A 20396-nucleotide genomic window follows, 5' to 3' on the forward strand; every position below is an offset into this window, starting at 1 on the left:
GCACCTCTCTGTGCATCAACAAGAGCGAGACGAGCGAGACGAGCGGGACGAGCGGAGAAGACAGGCAGGCAGGCTCAGGCCTGCACCTGGTCGAGGATCCGCTGGTAGTCGGACTGCGCCGTCCGCATGGCGGCAGCGCTCCCCGACCCGAACACGGCCTCCCGGAACATCGCGAAGTACGGCGACGACGGCTGGTTGTTGAGCAGGTTGTACGCCAGCGTCTGCGGCGCGTAGCCCTTCTCGATGGCGTCGAGCGGGCCGTACGCCAGTGGGAACCGCTTGCGGTACTCCGGGGTGGCGGCGTCGGACCGCGTCGGGAAGTACCCGCCGTCCGGCAGTGCCTGCTGCTGCTGGAGCCCGTTCGCGTACTGCATGAACGCCCACCCACCGGACGGGTTCGCCGCCCCGTTCGGGATGCACATGTTGTCGCCGCCGTCGAAGAACGACCGCTGGCCGTCCCACGACGGGATGAGCACCGTCTGCATCTTCGCGCGCATCGCCTTGGTGGCCGCGGGCACGGTCGCCCCGTACGAGGTCGGGAAGATCCCCACCTTGCCGGCCCGGAAGTCAGCACCCCACGTGGTGCCGGCGTCGGAGTACGTCGCCTTCGACAGCACGCCGTCCTTCCACAGCTGCCGGTAGAACTCGAGCATGCGTTCGAGGGCCTCGTTGCCGGTGATGTTCGCCCGCTGGGATCCCACCTCGCCGGTCATCATGTCGACCCCGGTCGCCCAGACGTGCGGCTGCGTAACGAAGCCGATGATGCCGGCGGCGTTGCCGGAGATCGACCAGCCGTAGACGTCGTCGTCGAGCTTCCGGATGGCCTTCGCCGCGTCGAGCAGCGTGGACAGGTCCTTCGTCGACTCCTCGACGTCGAGGCCCGCACGCTCGAACAGCTCGGTGTTCACGAACAGCTGCGAGTTGTCGGCCAGGTAGGGCAGGCCGTAGTACCGGTCGCGGTACTCGAGCAGGCGCAGGTGCCCCGGTGAGATCGCGTCGAAGTAGTCCAGGTCCTTGACCACGTCGGTCAGGTCGGCGAACGCCTCGCGGAAGATGAACAGCTGCGAGTTGATGTCGTCGACGTCCACGACGTCCGGCGGCTCACCCCCGCGGATCGCGGTCGCGAGCTTGGTCACGTACTGCGCGTCCGGCACGGGCGTCAGCTGGACCTGCAGCGCCGGGTTCGCCTTGTTGAACCCGGCGACGGCCGACGTCAGGCCGGCCTGGGTCGCCGACCGGCACCACACCTGCACGGTGCCGGTCGCGTTCTTCCCGAAGCTCGCGGGCTTCGCGACGACCTTCGGCAGGGTGCCGGAGCACCCGGCCAGGGCGAGGGCTGCCCCGCCGGCGACGCCGCCGACGAGGAACGCTCGGCGGTCCACGCCGGTCACCGCGCCAGCGGGAGCCAGACGCGCATCGGCGCGGCTCCACGGTTGGCCCACGCGTAGTACGGGACGGCGATCGCGGTGACGTCGCGACCGGCCTGGAGGCCCGTGGTGGCGCCCTGCGGACCGGCCACGTCGTCGACGCTGGTCGCGTCTCCGGCGTGATCCGCGCCTCTCCCCACGTGCTCGGCCGCCACGTCGCTCCGCAGGCTCCGCGACGCGTCGGAACCGGCACGCGTGGGCCCAGACCGGGTCGCGTCCAGACGCTGGTACGGCCAGGCGGGCTGCACGTGCTCGCCCGGGGCGTGCCCCGGGATCCGCAGCGTGACGACGCCGTCGAGCAGGTCGTCGCGGCGCTCCTCGGTGATCGGCGCGTCCGCGTCGACCGTCAGGTCGTCGACCGTGAAGCCCTGCTGGTCCGCCTGCTCGACCGCGTACACGAGCGGGCCGCGCTCGATCGCGACCTGCCCGCGGGCGGCGTCGATGCGGGTGTCGGCGACGTACCGGTGCGGCGTCGTGTCGAAGACGAGCTCGACGGTGTCGCCCGCCGACCACTCGCGGTCGACGACGTGCAGCGTGCCTGCGGTCGGGCTCGCGGACCCGTCCGGACCCGTGACGGTCGTGGTGTCCGACCAGGTCGGGATCCGCAGACCCAGGGCGAGCGGGCCGTCCTCGGTGACCGTGACGCGGACGCGGCCCTCGTGCGGGTAGTCGGTCTCGACCCGCACCGGACCGAGGTCGGCGGTGGCGTACTGGTGGACCTGCAGTCCGCCGTCGGTCGCGGTCGCCAGGTAGCCGTCGAGGCTCGCGAAGGTGCGCATGATGTTCGGCGGGCAGCAGGCGCAGTCGAACCATCCGCGCCGCCCGTGGGCGGGGGAGCGGTTCTCGTCCTGGTGGGCGTGGTCGCGCTGCTGCAGCGGGTTCACGTAGAAGTACTCCGTGCCGGCCAGGCTCACCCCGGCGAGGAACGCGTTGTAGAGCAAGCGCTCGATCGCGTCGGCGTAGACCGGCTTGCCGGTGGCGAGCAGCAGACGCCAGGCCCACTGCACCCCGCCGATCGCCGCGCAGGTCTCGGCGTAGCCGCGGTCGGTCGGCAGCTCGTAGGGGTCGCCGAACGCCTCCCAGTCCCAGCGCGCCCCGAGGCCGCCGGTGATGAAGGCCTTCGTCGCCATCATGTCCGCGAACTGGCGCTCGCTCGCGGCGAGGAGCTCGGTGTCCCCGGTCTCGATCGCGACGTCCACGGCACCCGCCGCCAGGTACACGGCGCGCACGGCGTGGCCCTCGACGGTCGTGGCCTGCCGGCTCGGTACCCGGTCGGAGAAGTACGTCGGCTCGCCGCCGGCACGCTCGATGATCCCGTGCCCGCGGGCGTCGACGAACCAGTGCGCCAGGTCGAGGTAGTCACGGTTGCCGGTCTCGCGGTACAGCTCGACCAGGCCCATCTCGACGACGGGGTGGCCGTCGACGTCGCGCGTCTTCGGCGTGCCGTCCGGTGCGGTGCCGTCGCCGAACGTGCGGACCAGGTGGTCGGCGTTCTTGATCGCGACGTCGAGCAGCCCGGTGTCGCCCGTCGCACGGTGCTGGGCCACGGCCGCCTGGTACAGGTGCCCGGCGCAGTACATCTCGTGGCTCCACTTGAGGTCCGTGTACCGCTCGCCCTTGCCGCGGACCTGCTGGACGGAGTCCAGGTACCCGTCGTCGGCCTGCGCCTGGGCGTACAGGGCGGTGACCTCGCGCTGCAGGTCGAGCAGGTCTTCGGCGGGCGCGCGGCCGTACTCCCAGGCCACGGCCTCGAGCCACTTCGTCACGTCGGAGTCCATGAAGATCGGGCCGACGGCCTCGCCCTCCTCGAGTCCCGCGGCGATGCGGAGGTTGCGGAAGTTGCCGGCCGTCTCGAGCTGCTGGTAGCCGCTGCGGACGGCGTCGCGGCCGTTGCGCTCCTGGCGGAGCGCCCAGAAGCCGCCGGTGATCCGGGCGTCGCCGGTCGGCAGCGGCCGGAGCGTGAGGTGCGCGTCGGCGGTCGGGAGGACCGGGGTCGCGGTGTGCGCGCCGCGATCGGTCGCGAGCGTGGTGGTCATGTCGCCTCCTTGCGATGTGACTGGCACCGTCCGGGTGGAGCCGGCCATCCGGAAAACGGTTTCTGCGGTGGACGCTACGACACGGGGCGCACGTCGCGCAAGAGCATTCCGGCGGTTTTGTGTAAGGTCATCGGCACGCCCTGATCGTCGGAAAGGTGGTTGCCGTGACGCTCGAACGCACCGGACAGCCGATCCGGATCACCGACGTGGCGGCGCTCGCCGGGGTGTCGATCGGCACCGCGTCGAAGGCGCTGAACGGCACCGGGCAGCTGCGGGACGCCACCCGGCTGCGGGTGAAGGAAGCCGCCGAGAAGCTCGGGTTCGTCGGCGATGCCCGGGCCCGTGCGCTGTCGTCGGGGCGGACCTACACCGTCGGCATGATCACCACCGACTCGTTCGGCCGGTTCTCGATCCCGGTGCTGCTCGGTGCCGAGGACGCCCTGTCCGCCGGGCGGATGGCCGTGCTGCTGTGCGACACCCGCGACGACCACGTCCGCGAGGCCCACTACCTGCGCTCCCTGGCGGCCCGCGGCGTCGACGGCATCATCGTGACCGGCCGCTCCGCCGACGCCCGGCCCCCGATCGACGTGTCGATCCCGGTCGTCTACGCCTTCACGCCCTCGACCGACGACGCCGACGTGTCGGTCACCCTCGACGACGCCGCCGGGTCGGCACTCGTCGCCTCGCACGTGCGCTCGCTCGGGCGACAGCGGGTCGCGATCGTGACGGGGCCGGCGCGACACCGGTCCGCCGCGCGACGGGTCGCCGGTGCCGCGTCGGTCCTCGGGCCGCACCTGGTCACCGACCCGCTGTACGGCGAGTGGTCGGAGCGCTGGGGACGGCAGGCGGTCGACGTGCTCGCGCGGGAGTCGCCCGACGTCGACGCGATCGTCTGCGGCAGCGACCAGATCGCCCGGGGCGTGTGCGACCGGCTGCGGGAACTCGGGCGTTCGGTGCCCGGAGACGTCGCGGTCACGGGGTTCGACGACTGGGACGTGATGGCGCTCGCCTCGAGGCCGCCGCTGACCACCGTGGACCTGCGGCTCGAGGAGCTCGGACGGGTCGCGGGGCAGGCACTCCTCGCCCTGATCGACGGCGGGACGGCGTCGTCGGCGGCCGTGACCCCGTCGCTCGTCATCCGCGAGAGCACCGTCGGCGCGTAGGGCGCGGTCGGTCGGCGGTCGGTGCTCGCGAGGTCGCGCGAACTGCCGCGCGTCGTGCCGTCGGGCGGCAGTTCGTGCGACCTCGGCGGACCGGTTGCGGCGTGTCGTGCGACCTCGATGGTGCTGGTGCTCGTGCTGGTGCTCGTCGTCGAGCGGTCACAACATCCCGTCTGCCGTGGTCGAGCGGTCACGACTCGTCGCTCGGCGCGCCTCCAGCCGACAGTTCGTGACCGCGCGGTGGGGAGGCAGCGGGGTGTCGTGACCGTCCCGAGCGCCGCCGTTCGGGGTGTCACGGGTCCGGGGTGTCGCGGTTCGGAGGATCGGCGCTCGCGGGTGCGGGGCGGCGGGTGGTCGGGACGTGCGCGGGTGCGGTGTTGCGGTGGTCGGGACGTGCGCGGGTGCGGGGCAGTGAGTGGTCGGGACGTGCGCGGGTGCGGGGCAGCCGGTGGTCGGGACGTGCGCGGGTGCGGGCGGCGGGTGGTCGGGACGTGCGCGGGTGCAGGGTGGCCGGTGGTCGGGACTTGCGCGGGAGCGGTGTTGCGGTGGTCGCACGTCGTGGTCGACCTCGTGCGTCGCGCGGTCACGACCCGTCGCGCGTGGGACGTCGAGTGGTCAGGAATGGTCGGCTGGCGATGCGATGGACGACGGTTCGTGACCGGTCGGGGGAACTGAGCGGGGTGTTTCGACCGCTGGCGGGACGGGCGCACCGGCGGCGCGCCGCGGCGTTGCACGAGTGAGCGCTCACGTGCCAGGATGTGAGCGCTCACTGAGGACGACGAGGTTCTGGAGGAACACATGGGTGACGACCGCCGACAGCGGATCGTGGACGGCCGCACCACACTCGGGATCGAGCTCGGTTCCACCCGCATCAAGGCCTGCCTGGTGGACGAGGACCTCGTGCCCATCGCTGCCGGTTCCCACGAGTGGGAGAACGAGTACGTCGACGGCCGCTGGACCTACTCGCTCGAGGCCGTCGAGACCGGACTCCGCGCCGCGTACGCCGCCCTGGTGGCCGACGTCGAGGCGCAGTACGGCGTCGCCCCGAGCACCTACCGGGCGGTGGGCGTGAGCGCGATGATGCACGGCTACCTGGCGTTCGACGCCGCGGGCGAGCTGCTCGTGCCGTTCCGCACCTGGCGCAACACCTCGACCGGCCCCGCGTCCGAACGGCTCAGCGAGGCCCTCGGGTTCAACATCCCGCTGCGCTGGTCGATCGCGCACCTGTACCAGGCGGTCCTCGACGACGAGCCGCACGTGGCCGAGATCGCCGGCGTCACGACCCTGGCCGGCTACGTCCACCGTCGTCTGACCGGCCGGAACGTGCTGGGCGTCGGTGACGCGAGCGGCATGTTCCCGATCGAGGGCGGCCCCGTCGACAGCGGCCCCGGCGACCCGGGCGCGAAGGACTTCGACCACGCCATGCTCGCCACCGCGCAGGACCTGATCGGCGTGCCGGACCTGCGGTCCCTGCTGCCCGAGGTCCTCGTCGCCGGTGCCGAAGCCGGCGAGCTGACCCCCGAGGGTGCGGCCTGGCTCGACCCGACCGGCACGCTCGAACCCGGCGCACCGCTCTGCCCGCCGGAGGGCGACGCCGGAACCGGCATGGTCGCGACGAACGCCGTCGCCCCGCGCACCGGCAACGTCAGCGTCGGCACGAGCATCTTCGCGATGGTCGTGCTCGAGCAGCCGCTGACCACCGCGCACGAGGAACTCGACGTCGTCACCACCCCGGCCGGGGACGCCGTGGCGATGGTGCACTGCAACAACGGCGCGAGCGAGATCGCGAGCTGGGCCCGGGTGTTCGGGCGCTTCGCCGAGGCCTCGAGCGAGCGGACCGGCGCGACCCCGATCGGCATCGACGACGTCTACGCGACCCTGCTCGCCGAGGCCGTCGCCGACGACACCGACCCCGACGCCGGCGGCCTGCTCTCCTTCAACTACCTGGCTGGCGAACCCGTCACCCACGTCGAGGACGGCCGGCCCCTGCTGCTCCGCACCCCCGGCGCACGCTTCACGCTCGGCAACCTGGTGCGCTCCGAGGTGCACGGCGCCTTCGCGACGCTGGCCATCGGCATGGACGTCCTGCACGGCGAACAGGTGCAGGTGGACCGGATGACCGCGCACGGCGGGCTCTTCCGCACACCCGGCAGCCCGCAGCGGCTCCTCGCGGCGGCCCTGCGGGTGCCGATCGCGCTCGAGGAGACCGCGGGCGAGGGCGGCGCGTGGGGGATCGCCGTGCTGGCCGCCTACCTCGAGCACACCGACCAGCAGCTCGCCGACTACCTGTCCGACACCGTGTTCGGCGGGGACGCCGTGCACGTGGCCGAACCCGAGCCGGCGGACGTCGCCGGGTTCCAGACGTACCTGGACCGCTACCGGGCCGCACTGCCCGTGCAGGACGTCGCCGCGGCGGCGACCCGCCCCAGCGCGACCACAGGACCGACCGAAGAGACCGACGGCGCCGACCCGCGCCTCCAGACAGAGGAAGTGACCCGATGACGGACGCGATCGACGAGACCACCCGCCAGGCGGTGGCGACGACGCGGGAGCGCGTCGCGCGCCTGCACGGCGAACTCGTCCGCTACGGCCTCGTGATCTGGACCGGCGGCAACGTCTCCGAGCGCGTGCCCGGCACGGACCTGTTCGTCATCAAGCCGAGCGGGGTGTCGAGCGACGACCTGACGCCCGAGAACCAGGTCGTCTGCACCCTCGACGGCGTGCCGGCCGAGGGCTGGGGCAACGAGCACGGCCCCTCCAGCGACACCGCCGCGCACGCCTACGTGTACCGGAACATGCCCGAGGTCGGCGGCGTCGTGCACACCCACTCGACGTACGCGACCGCCTGGGCCGCCCGCGCCGAGGCGATCCCGTGCGTGATCACGGCGATGGCCGACGAGTTCGGCGGACCCATCCCGGTCGGCCCGTTCGCCATCATCGGCGACGACTCGATCGGCCACGGCATCGTCGACACGCTGAGCGGCCACCGCAGCCGCGCGGTCCTGATGCAGAACCACGGTGTCTTCACGATCGGCAAGGACGCGAAGGACGCCGTCAAGGCGGCCGTGATGTGCGAGGACGTGGCACGGACCGTCCACATCGCGAAGCAGGGCGGCGTGGTCGTCCCGATCCCCGAAGCAGACATCGATCGACTCTTCGATCGGTACCAGAACGTCTACGGACAGAACCCCGAAGGAGCCATGCGATGACGCAGGACACCACCGTCGCCCCCCAGGCCACGCTCGACAGCTACGAGGTCTGGTTCCTCACCGGCTCCCAGGGGCTGTACGGCGAGGAGACCCTGCGCCAGGTCGAGGAGCAGAGCAAGGCCGTGCACGCAGAGCTCGCCGGACACCTGCCGGTGAAGCTGGTCTGGAAGCCCGTGCTCAAGGACGCCGACGGCATCCGCCGGGCGCTCATCGAGGCGAGCGCCGACGACAAGGTCATCGGTGTCACCACGTGGATGCACACGTTCAGCCCGGCCAAGATGTGGATCGGCGGCCTGCAGGCGCTGACCAAGCCGCTGCTGCACCTGCACACGCAGGCGAACGTCACGCTGCCCTGGGCGGACATCGACTTCGACTTCATGAACCTCAACCAGGCCGCGCACGGCGACCGTGAGTTCGGCTACGCCCTGGCTCGCCTGGGCGTCCGGCACGCGACGGCCGTCGGCCACGTCTCGGACCCCCGCGTCCAGCAGCGCGTCGCGAACTGGACCCGTGCCGCCGCCGGCGCCGCGGCCGTCCGCGAGCTGAAGCTCACCCGCTTCGGCGACAACATGCGCTACGTCGCCGTCACCGAGGGCGACAAGACCGAGGCCGAGATCGAGCTCGGCGTGCAGGTCAACACGTGGGCCGTCAACGAGCTCGCGGCAGCGGTGGACGCCGCCGCAGCGGACACGGCAGCGGTCGACGCGCTCGTGGCGACGTACGAGCGCGACTACGACGTGGACCCGTCACTCCGCAGCGCCGGCGGCGAACGGCACGCCGCGCTCCGCGACGGTGCCGCCATCGAGATCGGCCTCCGCACCCTGCTCGCGCAGAACGGCAGCGCCGCGTTCACCACGAACTTCGAGGACCTCGGCTCGCTCAAGCAGCTGCCGGGCCTGGCCGTGCAGCGACTGATGGCCGACGGCTACGGCTTCGGTGCCGAGGGTGACTGGAAGACGGCGGTCCTGGTCCGCGCGATGAACGTCGCCGGTGCCGGCCTGCCCGGTGGTGCCTCCCTGATGGAGGACTACACCTACGACCTCACCCCGGGCGCCGAGAAGATCCTCGGGGCGCACATGCTCGAGGTCTCGCCGACGCTCACCACCACGAAGCCGACGCTCGAGATCCACCCGCTCGGCATCGGCGGCAAGGACGACCCGGTCCGCCTGGTCTTCACCGCCGACTCCGGCGAGGCCGTCGTCGTCGCGCTGTCCGACACCCGCGACGGCTTCCGCCTCACGGCGAACGTCGTCGACGTCGTGCCCCCGACCGAGGCCCTGCCGAAGCTGCCCGTGGGCCGCGCGGTCTGGGAGCCCCGGCCGTCGTTCCCCGTCGCCGCCGAGGCCTGGCTCACCGCCGGCGCCGCCCACCACACCGTCATGACGACGGCGGTCGGCCTGCAGGTCGTCGAGGACTTCGCGACCATGGTCGGCACCGAGTTCCTGGTCATCGACGAGCACACCACCGCACGCGGGTTCCGCGACGAGCTGCGTCTCCAGCAGACGTGGCACCGTCTCGACCGCGGCTTCTAGAGGAGTCAGGACCCACGATGGACGACGTGATCGCGGCCGAGCGCACCCGCACCAACTGGGCGGGCAACGTCACCTACCGCGCCTCGGCGCTGGCCCGGCCGACGTCGGTGGACGAGCTCCAGCAGCTCGTCGCCTCGACGCCGCGCCTGACGGCGCTCGGCTCGCGACACTCGTTCAACACCATCGCCGACACCGATGCCGTCCAGGTCTCGTTGTCGGACCTGCCGCCGGTGCTCGACATCGACACGTCGCGTCGCGTCGTGCGGGTCGCCGCCGGCATGACGCACAGCCAGGTCGCGGCCGGTCTGGAGGCCCGTGGCTGGGCACTCGGGAACCTCGCGTCCCTGCCGCACATCTCCACGGCCGGGGCCGTCGCCACGGGCACGCACGGCTCCGGTGTGCGGAACCCGTCGCTCGCGCAGGCGGTGGTCGGCCTCGACGTCGTCCGCGCCTCTGGTGAGATCGCCCACGTCGACGCCTCGTCGCCCGACGGGCTGCTCGACGCCCACCGGGTGGGGATCGGCGCGCTCGGCGTCGTCACCGCGGTGGAGCTCGCGATCGAGCCGACGTTCCAGGTCGCCACGACGGTGCACCTCGACCTGCCGTGGGACGCCGTCGCCGCGCAGTTCGACCAGGTGATGTCCGACGCGTACTCGGTGTCGATGTTCACCTCGTTCGACGACCGCGGTGCCCGGCAGGTCTGGGTCAAGCACCGCGTCGACGAGGCCGCACCGACCGTCGACCTCGTGGCCCTCGGAGCCCGTGCGGCCTCGGGTCCGGTGCACCCGGGTGAGAACGACCCTGCCGGGGTCACCGAGCAGGGCGGCGTGCCGGGGCCGTGGTCGGAGCGACTGCCGCACTTCCGGTCCTCGTTCACCCCGTCGACCGGGGCTGAGATCCAGGCGGAGTACCTGATCCCCGCGGCCTCCGCGGTGGCGGCGCTCGAGGCGCTCCGACCGCTGGCGTCGCTGTTCGCCCCGATCCTCATCGCCGCCGAGGTCCGCACCATCGCGGCCGACACCGCCTGGCTCGCGCCGTCGTCCGGTCGGCAGTCGGTCGGCCTGCACTTCACGTTCCGCCGGGACGCCGCCGCCGTGGCCGCGGCGGTGGCCCGGATCGAGGACGTGCTCGAGCCCTTCGACCCGCGGCCGCACTGGGGCAAGGTCTCCGCCGCGAGTGCCGAGCGGCTGCACGAGGCGTACCCGCGGCTGTCCGACTTCGCCGCACTCGCCCGTGACCTCGACCCCACGGGGCGGTTCCGCAACGCGTTCCTCGCGCGCATCCTGTCCTGAGCCGCGCCGGTTCCCAGCGGATCGGGATGCGTTGTCCGGGTGTCGCACCGGAGCAGCGCCGGGCGTTCACATGTGAGGACGCAAAGGTCGGGGCATGGCGAACCTCAACCGCATCATCGGCATGGCCTCCAAGGTCATCGACAAGCAGCTCCAGAAGCGTGGGCAGGGGGGAACCGCGCCCGGCGCCGGATCGCAGCAGGGCGGAACCGACTGGCGCGGCATCGTGCGCAGCGCCGCGGACAAGCTGACCGGCGACGATCGGAACCAGCAGCAGAACGGCCAGCCGCAGCAGTACGGCCAGCCGCAGCAGTACGGCCAGCCGCAGCAGTACGGCCAGCCGCAGCACGCCGGCACGCCGCAGCACGGGGCCGACGCCGACAAGGTCGCCCTGGCGAAGTACGACTACCTGCTCCGCACCTCGTCGCCGGAGCAGCTCGAACAGGTCCACCACGACGCCTTCGCGCGGCTCACCCCCGCGCAGCGCCAGCAGGTCCGCGACCGCCTGAACTCCGAGCTCCCTCCCCACGAGCACCTGCGCGACGACTCGGCGGGCGGCATGGCCCGTGCGATGACCCGCGGAGAGATCTCGCGTCCGGGTCTGGTCCGACGGGTCCTCGGCGGTTCCGGCCGCTCGGGCAACGGCAACGGCCGCGGCCGCGGCGGTGCCTTCGCCGGTGGCGCAGCGGTCGGTGCCGGCGCGATGGCGTTCGGTGGCCTCGCCGCCGCGGTGGCCGGGGGAGCGGTGCTCAGCGCTGCCGCCGGTCCGGTCCTGGCAGGAGCGGCCGACCTCGGCGTCGACTTCGAGGGCATCGCCTCGGGCATGGGCGACCTCGGACTCGGTGACCTCGGCGGTGGCGTCGAAGGACTCCTCGGCGAGGGCGGGCAGCTCCTCGGCGGGTTCGGTGAGCAGGCCGCGGGGTTCGGTGAGCAGGCGTCCGGGCTCGGCGAGCAGGCGTCGAACCTCGGCAACGACTTCCTCGGTGGGCTCTTCGACCGCTGACGCACTGCGGTGCGAACGCATCGGGAATAGCGGGACGGCGTCCGGCGCTTGCAATGTTTCGTCGTGCGTCGTCCGACGCACGCGAGATTCGGACGGGCCACCGTCGCGGTGTCAGGATGGACGCCGCCCGGCGGGTGAACCGTTCCGCCGTCGCAGCGACCGCCACCGCGATCGCGACCCCCTTCCCCGAGGAGCAGCACCGTCATGAGACGCCCCAACCGCCTGACGATCACCGCGGCCGTCGCCGCAGCAGCAGCCCTGGTCCTGACCGGCTGCTCGGGTGGGGGTTCGTCCGACGACGGCGCCGAGGGCACGGCCAAGGGCGGCACGCTCAACATCCTGACGCCGCAGACCTCGTTCCACCTCGACCCCGCGACCAGCCAGAGCCTCGGCATCACGTCGATGGGCCTCGTCGCCCGACGGCTCACCACGTGGGACGTCGAGCCGGGCAAGACGGCGAAGGTCGTCCCCGACCTGGCGACCAACACCGGCGTCTCGAGCGACGACGGCAAGACCTGGACCTACACGCTGAAGGACGGCGTCGAGTTCCAGGACGGCACGCCGATCACCACGAAGGACATCAAGTGGGGCATCGAGCGCTCGTTCGCGCCGACCCTGAGCGGTGGCCTGAGCTACCACAAGTCGCTCCTGGTCGGTGGTGACTCCTACAAGGGCCCGTTCGACGGCAAGTCGCTCGACAGCATCGAGACCCCGAACGACAAGACCATCGTCTTCAAGCTGAACGACGCGTACGGCGACTGGCCGTGGCTCGCGTCGATGCCCGCGTTCACCCCGGTGCCCGAGGGCGACGGCAAGGACACCGGCGCCTACGACCTGAAGCCGGTCGCGTCCGGTCCGTACCAGGTGCAGTCGAACACGCAGGGCTCGCAGGTCACGCTCGTCCGCAACAAGAACTGGAGCGCGAAGACCGACGATGTCCGCACCGCCGGCCCGTCGAAGATCGTCTTCAAGGAGAGCCAGGACCAGTCCACGGCGACGCAGACGCTGATCGCGGACAACGGCGACGCCAAGAACTCCTTCGGCGCCATCTACCTGGGGGCCGCCGAGCTCAACCAGGTCCGCAGCAACCCGGCCGCCCAGGACCGCCTCGCCACCTCGAAGGCCGGCCCGATCAGCTACATGGCGATCAACACGCAGCGCGGTGAGCTCAAGGACCTCAAGGTCCGCCAGGCGCTGCAGTACGCGGTCGACCGCAAGTCCTTCCGCATCGCCGCCGGCGGCGCGATCGCCGGTTCGTACGCCTCGACGCTCATCACCCCGGGCATCGCCGGACGCCAGGACTACGACCTGTACAAGACGAAGGCCACCGGCGACGTCGACAAGGCGAAGCAGCTGCTCAAGGAGGCCGGCGTCAGCAACCTGAAGCTGACCCTGGTGACGCAGAACGACCCCACCTACCTCGCCCAGGCCCAGGCGCTGCAGTCCGGCCTGAAGCGTGCCGGCATCGCCGTGACGCTCAAGCCGCTCGACTACGACTCCTTCACGCAGGCGACCACCAACGGCACCGACTTCGACCTGTCGCTGTCGAGCTGGCAGCCTGACTTCCCGAGCGCGAACGCCAACCTGCAGCCCCTGTACGACTCGTCGCAGATCGGTGGCGGCGGCTACAACGTCTCGAAGTACAGCAACCCCGAGGTCGACGCCCTCATCGCGAAGGCCAGCTCCACGGTCGACCAGGACGACGCGCAGAAGCTCTGGGCCCAGGCGGACCAGAAGATCATGGCCGACGCCCCCGTCGTGCCGCTGATCTACGCGAAGCAGTCCTTCCTGGCCGGTTCGAACGTGCAGAACTTCCAGATCGCGGACTTCCCCGCGTACCCGAACTACCTCAAGGTCTCGCTCAAGCAGTGACCGAACCGATCCTGCAGGTCGAGGGGCTCCGCGTCGCGTTCGGCGACGCGGAGCCCGTCGTCCGTGACGTCTCCTTCGACCTGACGCCCGGCCGGGTCCTCGCCCTGGTGGGGGAGTCCGGCTCGGGCAAGTCCGTCAGCGCCATGAGCGTGCTCGGGCTCCTGCCGCCGCAGGCCTCGGTGTCGGGCAGCGCCCGGTTCCGTGGCGAGGAACTCATCGGTGCCCCCGTCGAGACGGTCCGCGCCGTCCGGGGTGCGGGCATCGGCGTGGTGTTCCAGGAGCCGATGAACTCGTTCACGCCGGTCCTGTCCATCGGCACCCAGATCGCCGAGGCCGTCCGAGTGCACCCGACCGGGCTCGACCGCGCCGGGGTCCGGGCACGCGTCGACGAACTGCTCCGTGACGCCGGGCTCGCCGACCCGGAGCGCATCCGGAAGGCCTACCCGCACGAACTGTCCGGCGGCCAGCTCCAGCGCGCGATGATCGCGATGGCCCTTGCCGGTGACCCGGTCGCACTCTTCGCCGACGAGCCCACGACCGCGCTCGACGTCACCGTGCAGGCCGGCATCCTCGACCTGCTGCGGCGGCTCGGCCGCGAGCGCTCCCTCGCCGTACTGCTCATCACCCACGACATGGGCGTGGTCGCCGACGTCGCGGACGACCTGCTGGTGCTGCGCCGCGGCGACCCGGTCGAGCACGGGACCGTCGCCGAGGTCTTCGCCCACCCGACCGCCGACTACACGCGCGAGCTCCTCGCGGCCGTCCCCAGCCTGGAGGCGCGTCCCGCGTCCGACGAGCAGCTCGCGTCGACCGAGACTCGGCCTGCCGGACCGGACTCGGCTCCGGCAAGCCGCGATCTGTCCGCAGACGCGAGCACCGTCTCGGCGTTGGCCGACGTCGACGACGCGAGTCGCGCCTCCAGGCAGTCCGTGGCGCGCCTGCGCGACGTCGCCGTGCGGTACTCGCGCCGAGGCGGGCCGACCGTGTCCGGCATCGACCTCGACCTGCACGCCGGCGAGACCGTCGGCCTGGTGGGCGAATCCGGTTCCGGCAAGTCCACGATCGGGCGCGCGCTCGCGGGCCTGGTGCCCGTCGTCGCAGGCTCGGTCGAGGTGGACGGCAGCGACCTGCGCACCGCTCGCGGACGACGACTGCGCGAGCTGCGCAGTCGGGTCGGCATCGTGTTCCAGGACCCGGCGTCGTCGCTCAACCCGCGGCAGACCATCGGCTGGAGCATCGCGGAACCGCTCCTCGTGCACGGCACCGACTCCGCCGCCGACCGGGCCGAACGGGTCCGTGAACTGCTGACCGCCGTGCAGCTCGACCCGACGTGGGCCGAGCGGTTCCCGCACCAGCTGTCCGGCGGCCAGCGGCAGCGCGTCGCCGTCGCACGTGCGCTCGCACTGCGGCCGGCACTCGTCATCGCCGACGAACCGACCTCGGCCCTCGACGTGACGGTGCAGGCCGCCGTGCTCGACCTGCTCGCCGGGCTGCAGCGGGAGTTCGGCTTCGGCATGCTGCTCATCAGCCACGACCTCGCCGTCGTCCGTCAGCTCGCCGACCAGGTGATCGTGCTGCGCGACGGCCAGGTCGTCGAGCGGGGGAACACCGACGCCGTGCTCGACGACCCGCAACAGGACTACACGCGCATGCTCCTCGCCGCAGCGCCCGTCGCCGATCCCGTGCGACAGGCCGCTCGCCGCGAGGCATGGCGCGCGTGGGAAGGAGTGGCCTCGTGACGGCCAACGTCGTCGACCGACCGGTCGCACCGTCCGGCCGGACCACCGGCTTCCGGGCCGTGGTGCGACGCGTCCGGCAGGACCGCTGGGCGGTGGCCTCGGCCGTCGTCATCGCGGTGTTCCTGGTGGTCGCCGTGGCGGCCCCGCTCATCGCGAAGGCGTCCGGGCAGGACCCGTACTCGTACGACATCGACGCGCTCAACTCGTTCGGTGCGCCCCGGGGTGCGGGTGGCGGCATCAGCGGCGAGCACTGGTTCGGTGTCGAGCCCCTGACCGGGCGCGACCTGTTCTCGATCGTCACCTACGGTGCGCGGACGTCGCTCGGCATCGGGCTCGCCGCGACCCTGGTGTCGATCGTCATCGGCGTGCTCGTCGGCGTCACGACCGGGTTCTTCGGCGGCTGGTACGACCGGGTGCTCTCGCGGGTCGTCGACGTGATCTTCGGGTTCCCGTCGCTCGTGTTCATGATCGCCCTCACCGCGATCGTGCCGTCGTCGTTCCCGAAGCCCGTGCTCGTCGTGCTCGTCATCGGGTTCTTCGGCTGGCCGGCCGTGGCCCGTGTGGTGCGGGGGCAGACGCTGTCGCTCGTGAGCCGCAACTACGTCGTCGCTTCCACCGCGATGGGCGCCGGACGCTGGCACGTCATCCGCACGCAGCTGCTGCCGAACCTCGCCGCGACGATCACCGTCTACGCCACCATCTCGATCCCGTCGATGATCGGTGCCGAGGCCGCGCTCTCGTTCCTGGCCGTCGGCGTCAACCCGCCGACGCCGTCGTGGGGTCGCAGCATCGGCGACGCCATCGGCTGGGTGCAGACCGATCCCATGTACCTCGTGTTCCCCGGAGCCGCACTGTTCCTCATCACCCTCGCCTTCAACGTGCTCGGTGACGCCCTGCGCGACGCTCTCGACCCGCGAGGGGGCACCGCGTGAACGCCGCCACCCTGCGCTTCCTCGCGATCCGCGTGCTCGGGGCCGCCGTCGTGCTGCTCGTCGTCGCGGCCATCACGTACGCGCTCTTCATGCTCCTGCCGACCAACCCGGCCCGGGCGATCTGCGACAAGCCCTGCACCCCCGACCGGTTGCGAGAGGTCCAGGCGTTCCTCGGTACCGACAAGCCCTGGCTCGCGCAGTTCGGGGCCTACCTGGCCGGCATCTTCACCGGCCGCACTTTCGGCAGCGGCAACAGCGTCATCGAGTGCGCGGCGCCGTGCTTCGGGTACTCGTTCCAGCTGCACGAGAGCGTCACCGAGCTGATCCTGGCGCGCCTGCCCGTCACGGCCTCGATCGCCGTGGGCGCCGCCGTGCTGTGGCTCGTCGCCGGGGTGTTCGGCGGCACCGTCTCGGCGCTGCGCCGCGGCACCTTCGTCGACCGGGCCGTGATGACGGTCGCGGTCGCCGGTGTCTCGTCCCCGGCGTACCTGGTCGGGCTGCTCGGCATCCTGCTGTTCGGGTTCGTGCTCGGGATCCTGCCGACGAGCGGGTACGTGGCCTTCGGCGACGACCCGGTCGGCTGGTTCACCCACCTGATCCTGCCGTGGTGCGTGCTCGCGTTCATCAGCGCGGCGATATACGCCCGGTTGACCCGTGGCGAGATGCTCGAGTCGATGTCGCAGGACTTCGTCCGGACCGCCCGGGCCAAGGGGCTGCGCGAGCGACAGGTCGTCGTGCGGCACGGGCTCCGGACGGCGATCCTGCCCGTCGTGACGCTGTTCGGGCTCGACCTCGGGTCACTGCTCGGTGGTGCAGTCATCACCGAGAAGGTGTTCTCGATGCAGGGCCTCGGCGCGCTGCTCATCGACGCGGTGCACACGCTCGACCTGCAGGTGGTCGTCGGCTTCACGCTGTTCTCGGCGCTGCTCATCGTCACGGCGAACGTGATCGTCGACGTGGTCTACGCGTTCGTCGACCCGCGGGTGCGGCGCCGGGCGTAAGGGCGCCCCCGCTCGTGCCGAGCCTCGCACCGTGCGAGGTCAGGTGCCCCCGCCGCTGTTGTGGTGCGAGGTTCCGTACTCCGTGCGAGCGCATCCGCCTGCCACGGAATCGGGAACCTCGCACCAGAGCGCTCGCCCCTCGCACCGTGCGAGGTCAGCCGGCCGTTGCCGCGCCGTCCCACCACCGCAGGACCCGCGTCCCCATCAGGGTGAGCCACTTCGAGCGTTCGCCCGCCGGGACGTCGACCTCGAACCACTGCCGCCCTGGTGCACGTTCACCTTGGGTCCAGGTGCCGTCGGCGTTGCGAGCCGCCCGGACGAGCTCGATCGCCTCGGCAGCACGTGGGTCCGGCGGGGTCCCGTCCTGCAACCCGGCCGCCCGCAGGTGATCGGTCGCCCGAAGCGCGGTGTAGATCCATCGCGACGGGTACGCGAAACGGTGCACCCAGGAGCCGACGAGCTCGCCGTCGGACTTCCGGTACAGCAGCCGCCGTTCGAGCAGGTACTCGGCTCCGCGGTGTCGGGCGGCGCGGAGCTCCGTGGCGCGCGGGTGCGATCCCTCGGACAGCTGCTCGTGCTGCAGCAGCCCGTCGAGCACGTTGAGGGTCGAGTGGAACGACGACACGGTGGACCCTTCGACCCACTCGCAGTTCCAGCCACCGTCGGCGAGCTGGTGCTCGAGGATCCACTCGGCGATGTCATCCACGTCAGCACCGAGCCAGGTGCCGTTGGCGAGCGTGAAGGCGTTGATGCAGCAGTCCACTTCGCCGCCCCAGTACGGCAGGTCGTCGTAGTCCCACCGACTGTTCTCGGCGAGGCGCACGGCGGTGTCCCCGAGCACAGCGGCGTCGAGCCCCCAGTCGCGCAGCGTGTTGAGCGACCAGGTCGTCGCCGTGTAGGGCTGTCCGGCGGCCTGGGCCTCGGGACCGTCGGGGTCGAAGTCGGCGGGGAAGTACGAGCCGCCAGCCCACTGTCCGTCCGGGTCCTGGTGAGCGAGGAGCGCTGCGCCGAACCCCTCGGTCGCGACCCGGGCACGGGTGGCCTGCCACGTCGCGGCGGGGGCGTCGACGAGGTCCCGCTCGACCTGCCAGCGCAGTGCCGGGTCGGAGGCGACGAGCCAGTCGACCACCGTGTCGTCCGTCATGGCGGGGAGACTACTCGCTGCTGCGCGCCGTGCGGGACGACCGAGCAGCATCAGGCCGGACGACGCACCATCCGGTAGACCGAACCGTCGTCGGTGCGCGTCAGGACGCCGAGGTCCACGGCGTCCCGGCGCACGACGGAGACATCGGTCGCGAACATGCCGATGGCCGCGTTCAGGACGGCCTCCGGCACGGCTCGCTCCTGTCCGAGTCGCTCGAACACGAGCTCCACGATCCGGACGGACAGCGCATGTCGTTCGACGTCCTTCACCGGCATCCGCTCGATCCGGTCGAACTCGAGCACCGCGGCCGGAGACTGCAGCCGTTGGAGTTCGCGTGCCGTCCGGCCGAGCACCGACGCGTCCGGGCCGTCGTCGGTGAGCCAGTCGAACGAGTCGATCGCTGCCCGGGTGCGGTCATCGACGGGGCTCCCGCCGAGCACCGCTGCTCGCAGGGTGGGGGACGCCAGGACGGAGACGACCTGACGTGCGCGCCCCACCACCCGGGCGACGTCCATCAGAAGTACGTGATGCCGTGCGGCGTCCGCGGCGGCAGCAGCATCGCGCGGAGCAGCTCCACCGACGCCGGGTCCGCAGCGCGGACGAGCCCCGCGGCGGCCAACGTGACGGGGGAGACCGAGCCGATCAGCAGCGCACCGAGCTCTGCGACGTCGAGCTGGACGTCAGACCCGGCCACGTCGACGTCGTCGGCGATGCGCGTGACGGTGCCACGGGCCTCCTGGACGTCGAGGCGGTACGTACCGGTGGTGAAGCCGAGCGCGTCGGTGACCCCGAGTGTCAGCGACCCGTCGACGGCGAACGGCCGCGAGGCCAGCACCGTCGGCACGTCGAGCACGCGCAGCCAGACGTGGTCCTCTTCGTGGTCGACGTCGTACGCGCGGTTGTCGCCGAGCGCCGCGACGATGGGGTCGTCGAGGCGGGAGCGGTTGTACTTCACGACGTCGTTGAGGTCGACCGAGAGCAGGAACTCCCACAGGGCGGTGTAGGCCTGGTCGTCCGTGTAGACCAGGTCGACGATCTCGAGCGCGGTGTCGGAGCCGCGGTCCTCCTTGACGCGCCAGGTCACGTAGCCGTCGATCTCGTCGGAGCCGTCGGGACGGTGCACCGCCGCGCGGACGTCCTTCGCCTTCTGCCCGTCGTGGCCGAGCAGGCCGAACGCGATCGGCCAGGTTCCGGTGTTGCGGACCATCGAGCCGGGGGTGCGGACGTGGAACCGGTCGAAGACCGCCTTGCCCGGGCCGTCGGCCACCCACTGCGGCGTGACGACCGACACCGTGCCGGAGGTCGGGGCGAGCAGGGGGAGCGCGCGCTCGCGGCGGACGTGCACGGCACGCTCGCGGATGGCGCAGCCGAAGCCGAAGCGGCGGTAGATGGTGCCCTCGGACGCGGTCAGCGACGCGACGGCGTAGCCCTCGGCGACCCCGCGCTCGAGCGCGTGCGTCATCATCCGGCGCAGGATGCCGCGGCGACGCTCGGTCGGGCGGACGGTGACCGCGGAGATCGCCTGGGTGTCGACGGAGGACCCGTCGCCCCAGCTCAGCGCCTTGCGGAACCACGTGAAGGTGCCGGCCGGCCACGTCTCGTCGACGGAACCCGGGAACGGCTCGCGCACGTAGACCCCGAGGAACGTCTCTTCGTCGGCGATGAAGTGCGACGCCATGCGGGCTGCGCCCTCGGCGTCGGGGTCGGCTTCGTGGAAGCCCATCCCGACGGCCTGCATCCACGCTGCCGTCTCGGCGTTCGGTGCCCCCTTGTCGTCCGTCCCGGGCGCGAACTCGCGCAGCTCGTAGCGGTCGTCGAATGCCTCGTTGCTCACGTTCCGACACTATCGGGACCGGGTGACGTCGCGACAGGCGCGTGTTCGGTCCGGTCGGACTGGAGGCCCGGATCGCGTCCGGCGGACGGGCTGCGGGGTGCGGGTGGCCGGTTCGGGTGCCGGGTTCGGGTGCCGCGGACGCTCGGTGCGGGATGCAGGGCGGGCCGCACGGTGCTGAGTTCGTGGGTCGGGGCGGTGGAGGTGGCTCGGTGCGGGGT

At 71.9% G+C, this 20396-nt stretch carries 15 protein-coding genes; 10 read left to right on the top strand and 5 right to left on the bottom strand.

The genetic code is table 11. From position 1 onward, the window contains the following. Positions 1-74 precede the first annotated feature (74 nt). Positions 75-1391: a sugar ABC transporter substrate-binding protein gene (locus DEJ01_RS10835; protein ID WP_258375685.1), complete on the bottom strand. Its 1317-nt coding sequence runs from the start codon at positions 1389-1391 to the stop codon at positions 75-77. Continuing rightward, on the bottom strand, positions 1388-3463 hold the full coding sequence (locus DEJ01_RS10840; RefSeq protein ID WP_111092970.1) for a glycoside hydrolase family 127 protein: 2076 nt from the start codon (positions 3461-3463) through the stop codon (positions 1388-1390). Before DEJ01_RS10840 ends, DEJ01_RS10835 begins: the two co-directional genes overlap by 4 nt. Before the next feature lie 164 nt (positions 3464-3627). Here DEJ01_RS10840 and DEJ01_RS10845 point away from each other — a divergent pair, with 164 nt between their 5' ends. The 10 genes from DEJ01_RS10845 (at position 3628) to DEJ01_RS10890 (ending at position 17200) form a co-directional block, all read left to right on the top strand. Continuing rightward, positions 3628-4626 (top strand): LacI family DNA-binding transcriptional regulator, encoded by a 999-nt coding sequence (locus DEJ01_RS10845; RefSeq protein WP_111092971.1) that lies wholly within the window; start codon positions 3628-3630, stop codon positions 4624-4626. A 795-nt stretch (positions 4627-5421) separates the two neighbouring features. Next, positions 5422-7125 carry a xylulokinase gene (locus tag DEJ01_RS10850; RefSeq protein WP_111092972.1) on the top strand — a complete coding sequence of 568 codons (1704 nt, stop codon included), beginning with the start codon at positions 5422-5424 and terminating at the stop codon, positions 7123-7125. After that, positions 7122-7832, top strand: coding sequence for an L-ribulose-5-phosphate 4-epimerase (locus tag DEJ01_RS10855; protein WP_111092973.1), 711 nt, complete (start codon positions 7122-7124; stop codon positions 7830-7832). Before DEJ01_RS10850 ends, DEJ01_RS10855 begins: the two co-directional genes overlap by 4 nt. After that, positions 7829-9364: an L-arabinose isomerase gene (araA, locus tag DEJ01_RS10860; protein WP_111029926.1), complete on the top strand. Its 1536-nt coding sequence runs from the start codon at positions 7829-7831 to the stop codon at positions 9362-9364. Before DEJ01_RS10855 ends, araA begins: the two co-directional genes overlap by 4 nt. Before the next feature lie 17 nt (positions 9365-9381). Next, complete coding sequence (locus DEJ01_RS10865; protein WP_111038231.1) at positions 9382-10656, top strand: FAD-binding protein; 1275 nt, start codon at positions 9382-9384, stop codon at positions 10654-10656. A gap of 94 nt (positions 10657-10750) precedes the next feature. Further along, on the top strand, positions 10751-11656 hold the full coding sequence (locus DEJ01_RS10870; protein WP_258375686.1) for a cation-transporting ATPase: 906 nt from the start codon (positions 10751-10753) through the stop codon (positions 11654-11656). Between the two features lie 204 nt (positions 11657-11860). Then, entirely contained in the window at positions 11861-13528 is a 1668-nt protein-coding gene (locus DEJ01_RS10875) for an ABC transporter substrate-binding protein (RefSeq protein WP_111092974.1), read from the top strand. Then, complete coding sequence (locus DEJ01_RS10880; RefSeq protein WP_111092975.1) at positions 13525-15267, top strand: ABC transporter ATP-binding protein; 1743 nt, start codon at positions 13525-13527, stop codon at positions 15265-15267. The genes DEJ01_RS10875 and DEJ01_RS10880 overlap by 4 nt, the downstream gene beginning before the upstream one ends. After that, positions 15264-16199 carry an ABC transporter permease gene (locus tag DEJ01_RS10885; RefSeq protein WP_111087330.1) on the top strand — a complete coding sequence of 312 codons (936 nt, stop codon included), beginning with the start codon at positions 15264-15266 and terminating at the stop codon, positions 16197-16199. Before DEJ01_RS10880 ends, DEJ01_RS10885 begins: the two co-directional genes overlap by 4 nt. Next, a complete protein-coding gene (locus DEJ01_RS10890; RefSeq protein ID WP_027466175.1) occupies positions 16196-17200 on the top strand; it encodes an ABC transporter permease in 1005 nt (334 codons plus the stop codon). The genes DEJ01_RS10885 and DEJ01_RS10890 overlap by 4 nt, the downstream gene beginning before the upstream one ends. A 154-nt stretch (positions 17201-17354) precedes the next feature. Here DEJ01_RS10890 and DEJ01_RS10895 read toward each other — a convergent pair whose 3' ends face one another. From DEJ01_RS10895 to DEJ01_RS10905, 3 genes are read right to left on the bottom strand one after another with little or no spacing between them, the layout of a single operon-like run. Beyond that, positions 17355-18344: a squalene cyclase gene (locus tag DEJ01_RS10895; protein WP_111029931.1), complete on the bottom strand. Its 990-nt coding sequence runs from the start codon at positions 18342-18344 to the stop codon at positions 17355-17357. Positions 18345-18394: 50 nt separating this feature from the next. Further along, positions 18395-18859 carry a DUF2087 domain-containing protein gene (locus tag DEJ01_RS10900; protein WP_111092976.1) on the bottom strand — a complete coding sequence of 155 codons (465 nt, stop codon included), beginning with the start codon at positions 18857-18859 and terminating at the stop codon, positions 18395-18397. Continuing rightward, positions 18859-20178: a GNAT family N-acetyltransferase gene (locus DEJ01_RS10905; protein ID WP_111092977.1), complete on the bottom strand. Its 1320-nt coding sequence runs from the start codon at positions 20176-20178 to the stop codon at positions 18859-18861. The genes DEJ01_RS10900 and DEJ01_RS10905 overlap by 1 nt, the downstream gene beginning before the upstream one ends. Positions 20179-20396 lie beyond the last annotated feature (218 nt).

The organism is Curtobacterium sp. MCLR17_040, from assembly GCF_003234735.1.
In the GTDB taxonomy this organism is placed as follows: Bacteria; Actinomycetota; Actinomycetes; order Actinomycetales; family Microbacteriaceae; genus Curtobacterium; species Curtobacterium flaccumfaciens.

Coding starts and splice junctions, on each gene's coding strand:
- DEJ01_RS10840 (WP_111092970.1), bottom strand. CDS start 3,463: ATGACCACCACGCTCGCGACCGATCGCGGCGCGCACACCGCGACCCCG.
- DEJ01_RS10870 (WP_258375686.1), top strand. CDS start 10,751: ATGGCGAACCTCAACCGCATCATCGGCATGGCCTCCAAGGTCATCGAC.
- araA (WP_111029926.1), top strand. CDS start 7,829: ATGACGCAGGACACCACCGTCGCCCCCCAGGCCACGCTCGACAGCTAC.
- DEJ01_RS10865 (WP_111038231.1), top strand. CDS start 9,382: ATGGACGACGTGATCGCGGCCGAGCGCACCCGCACCAACTGGGCGGGC.
- DEJ01_RS10855 (WP_111092973.1), top strand. CDS start 7,122: ATGACGGACGCGATCGACGAGACCACCCGCCAGGCGGTGGCGACGACG.
- DEJ01_RS10900 (WP_111092976.1), bottom strand. CDS start 18,859: ATGGACGTCGCCCGGGTGGTGGGGCGCGCACGTCAGGTCGTCTCCGTC.
- DEJ01_RS10850 (WP_111092972.1), top strand. CDS start 5,422: ATGGGTGACGACCGCCGACAGCGGATCGTGGACGGCCGCACCACACTC.
- DEJ01_RS10875 (WP_111092974.1), top strand. CDS start 11,861: ATGAGACGCCCCAACCGCCTGACGATCACCGCGGCCGTCGCCGCAGCA.
- DEJ01_RS10895 (WP_111029931.1), bottom strand. CDS start 18,344: ATGACGGACGACACGGTGGTCGACTGGCTCGTCGCCTCCGACCCGGCA.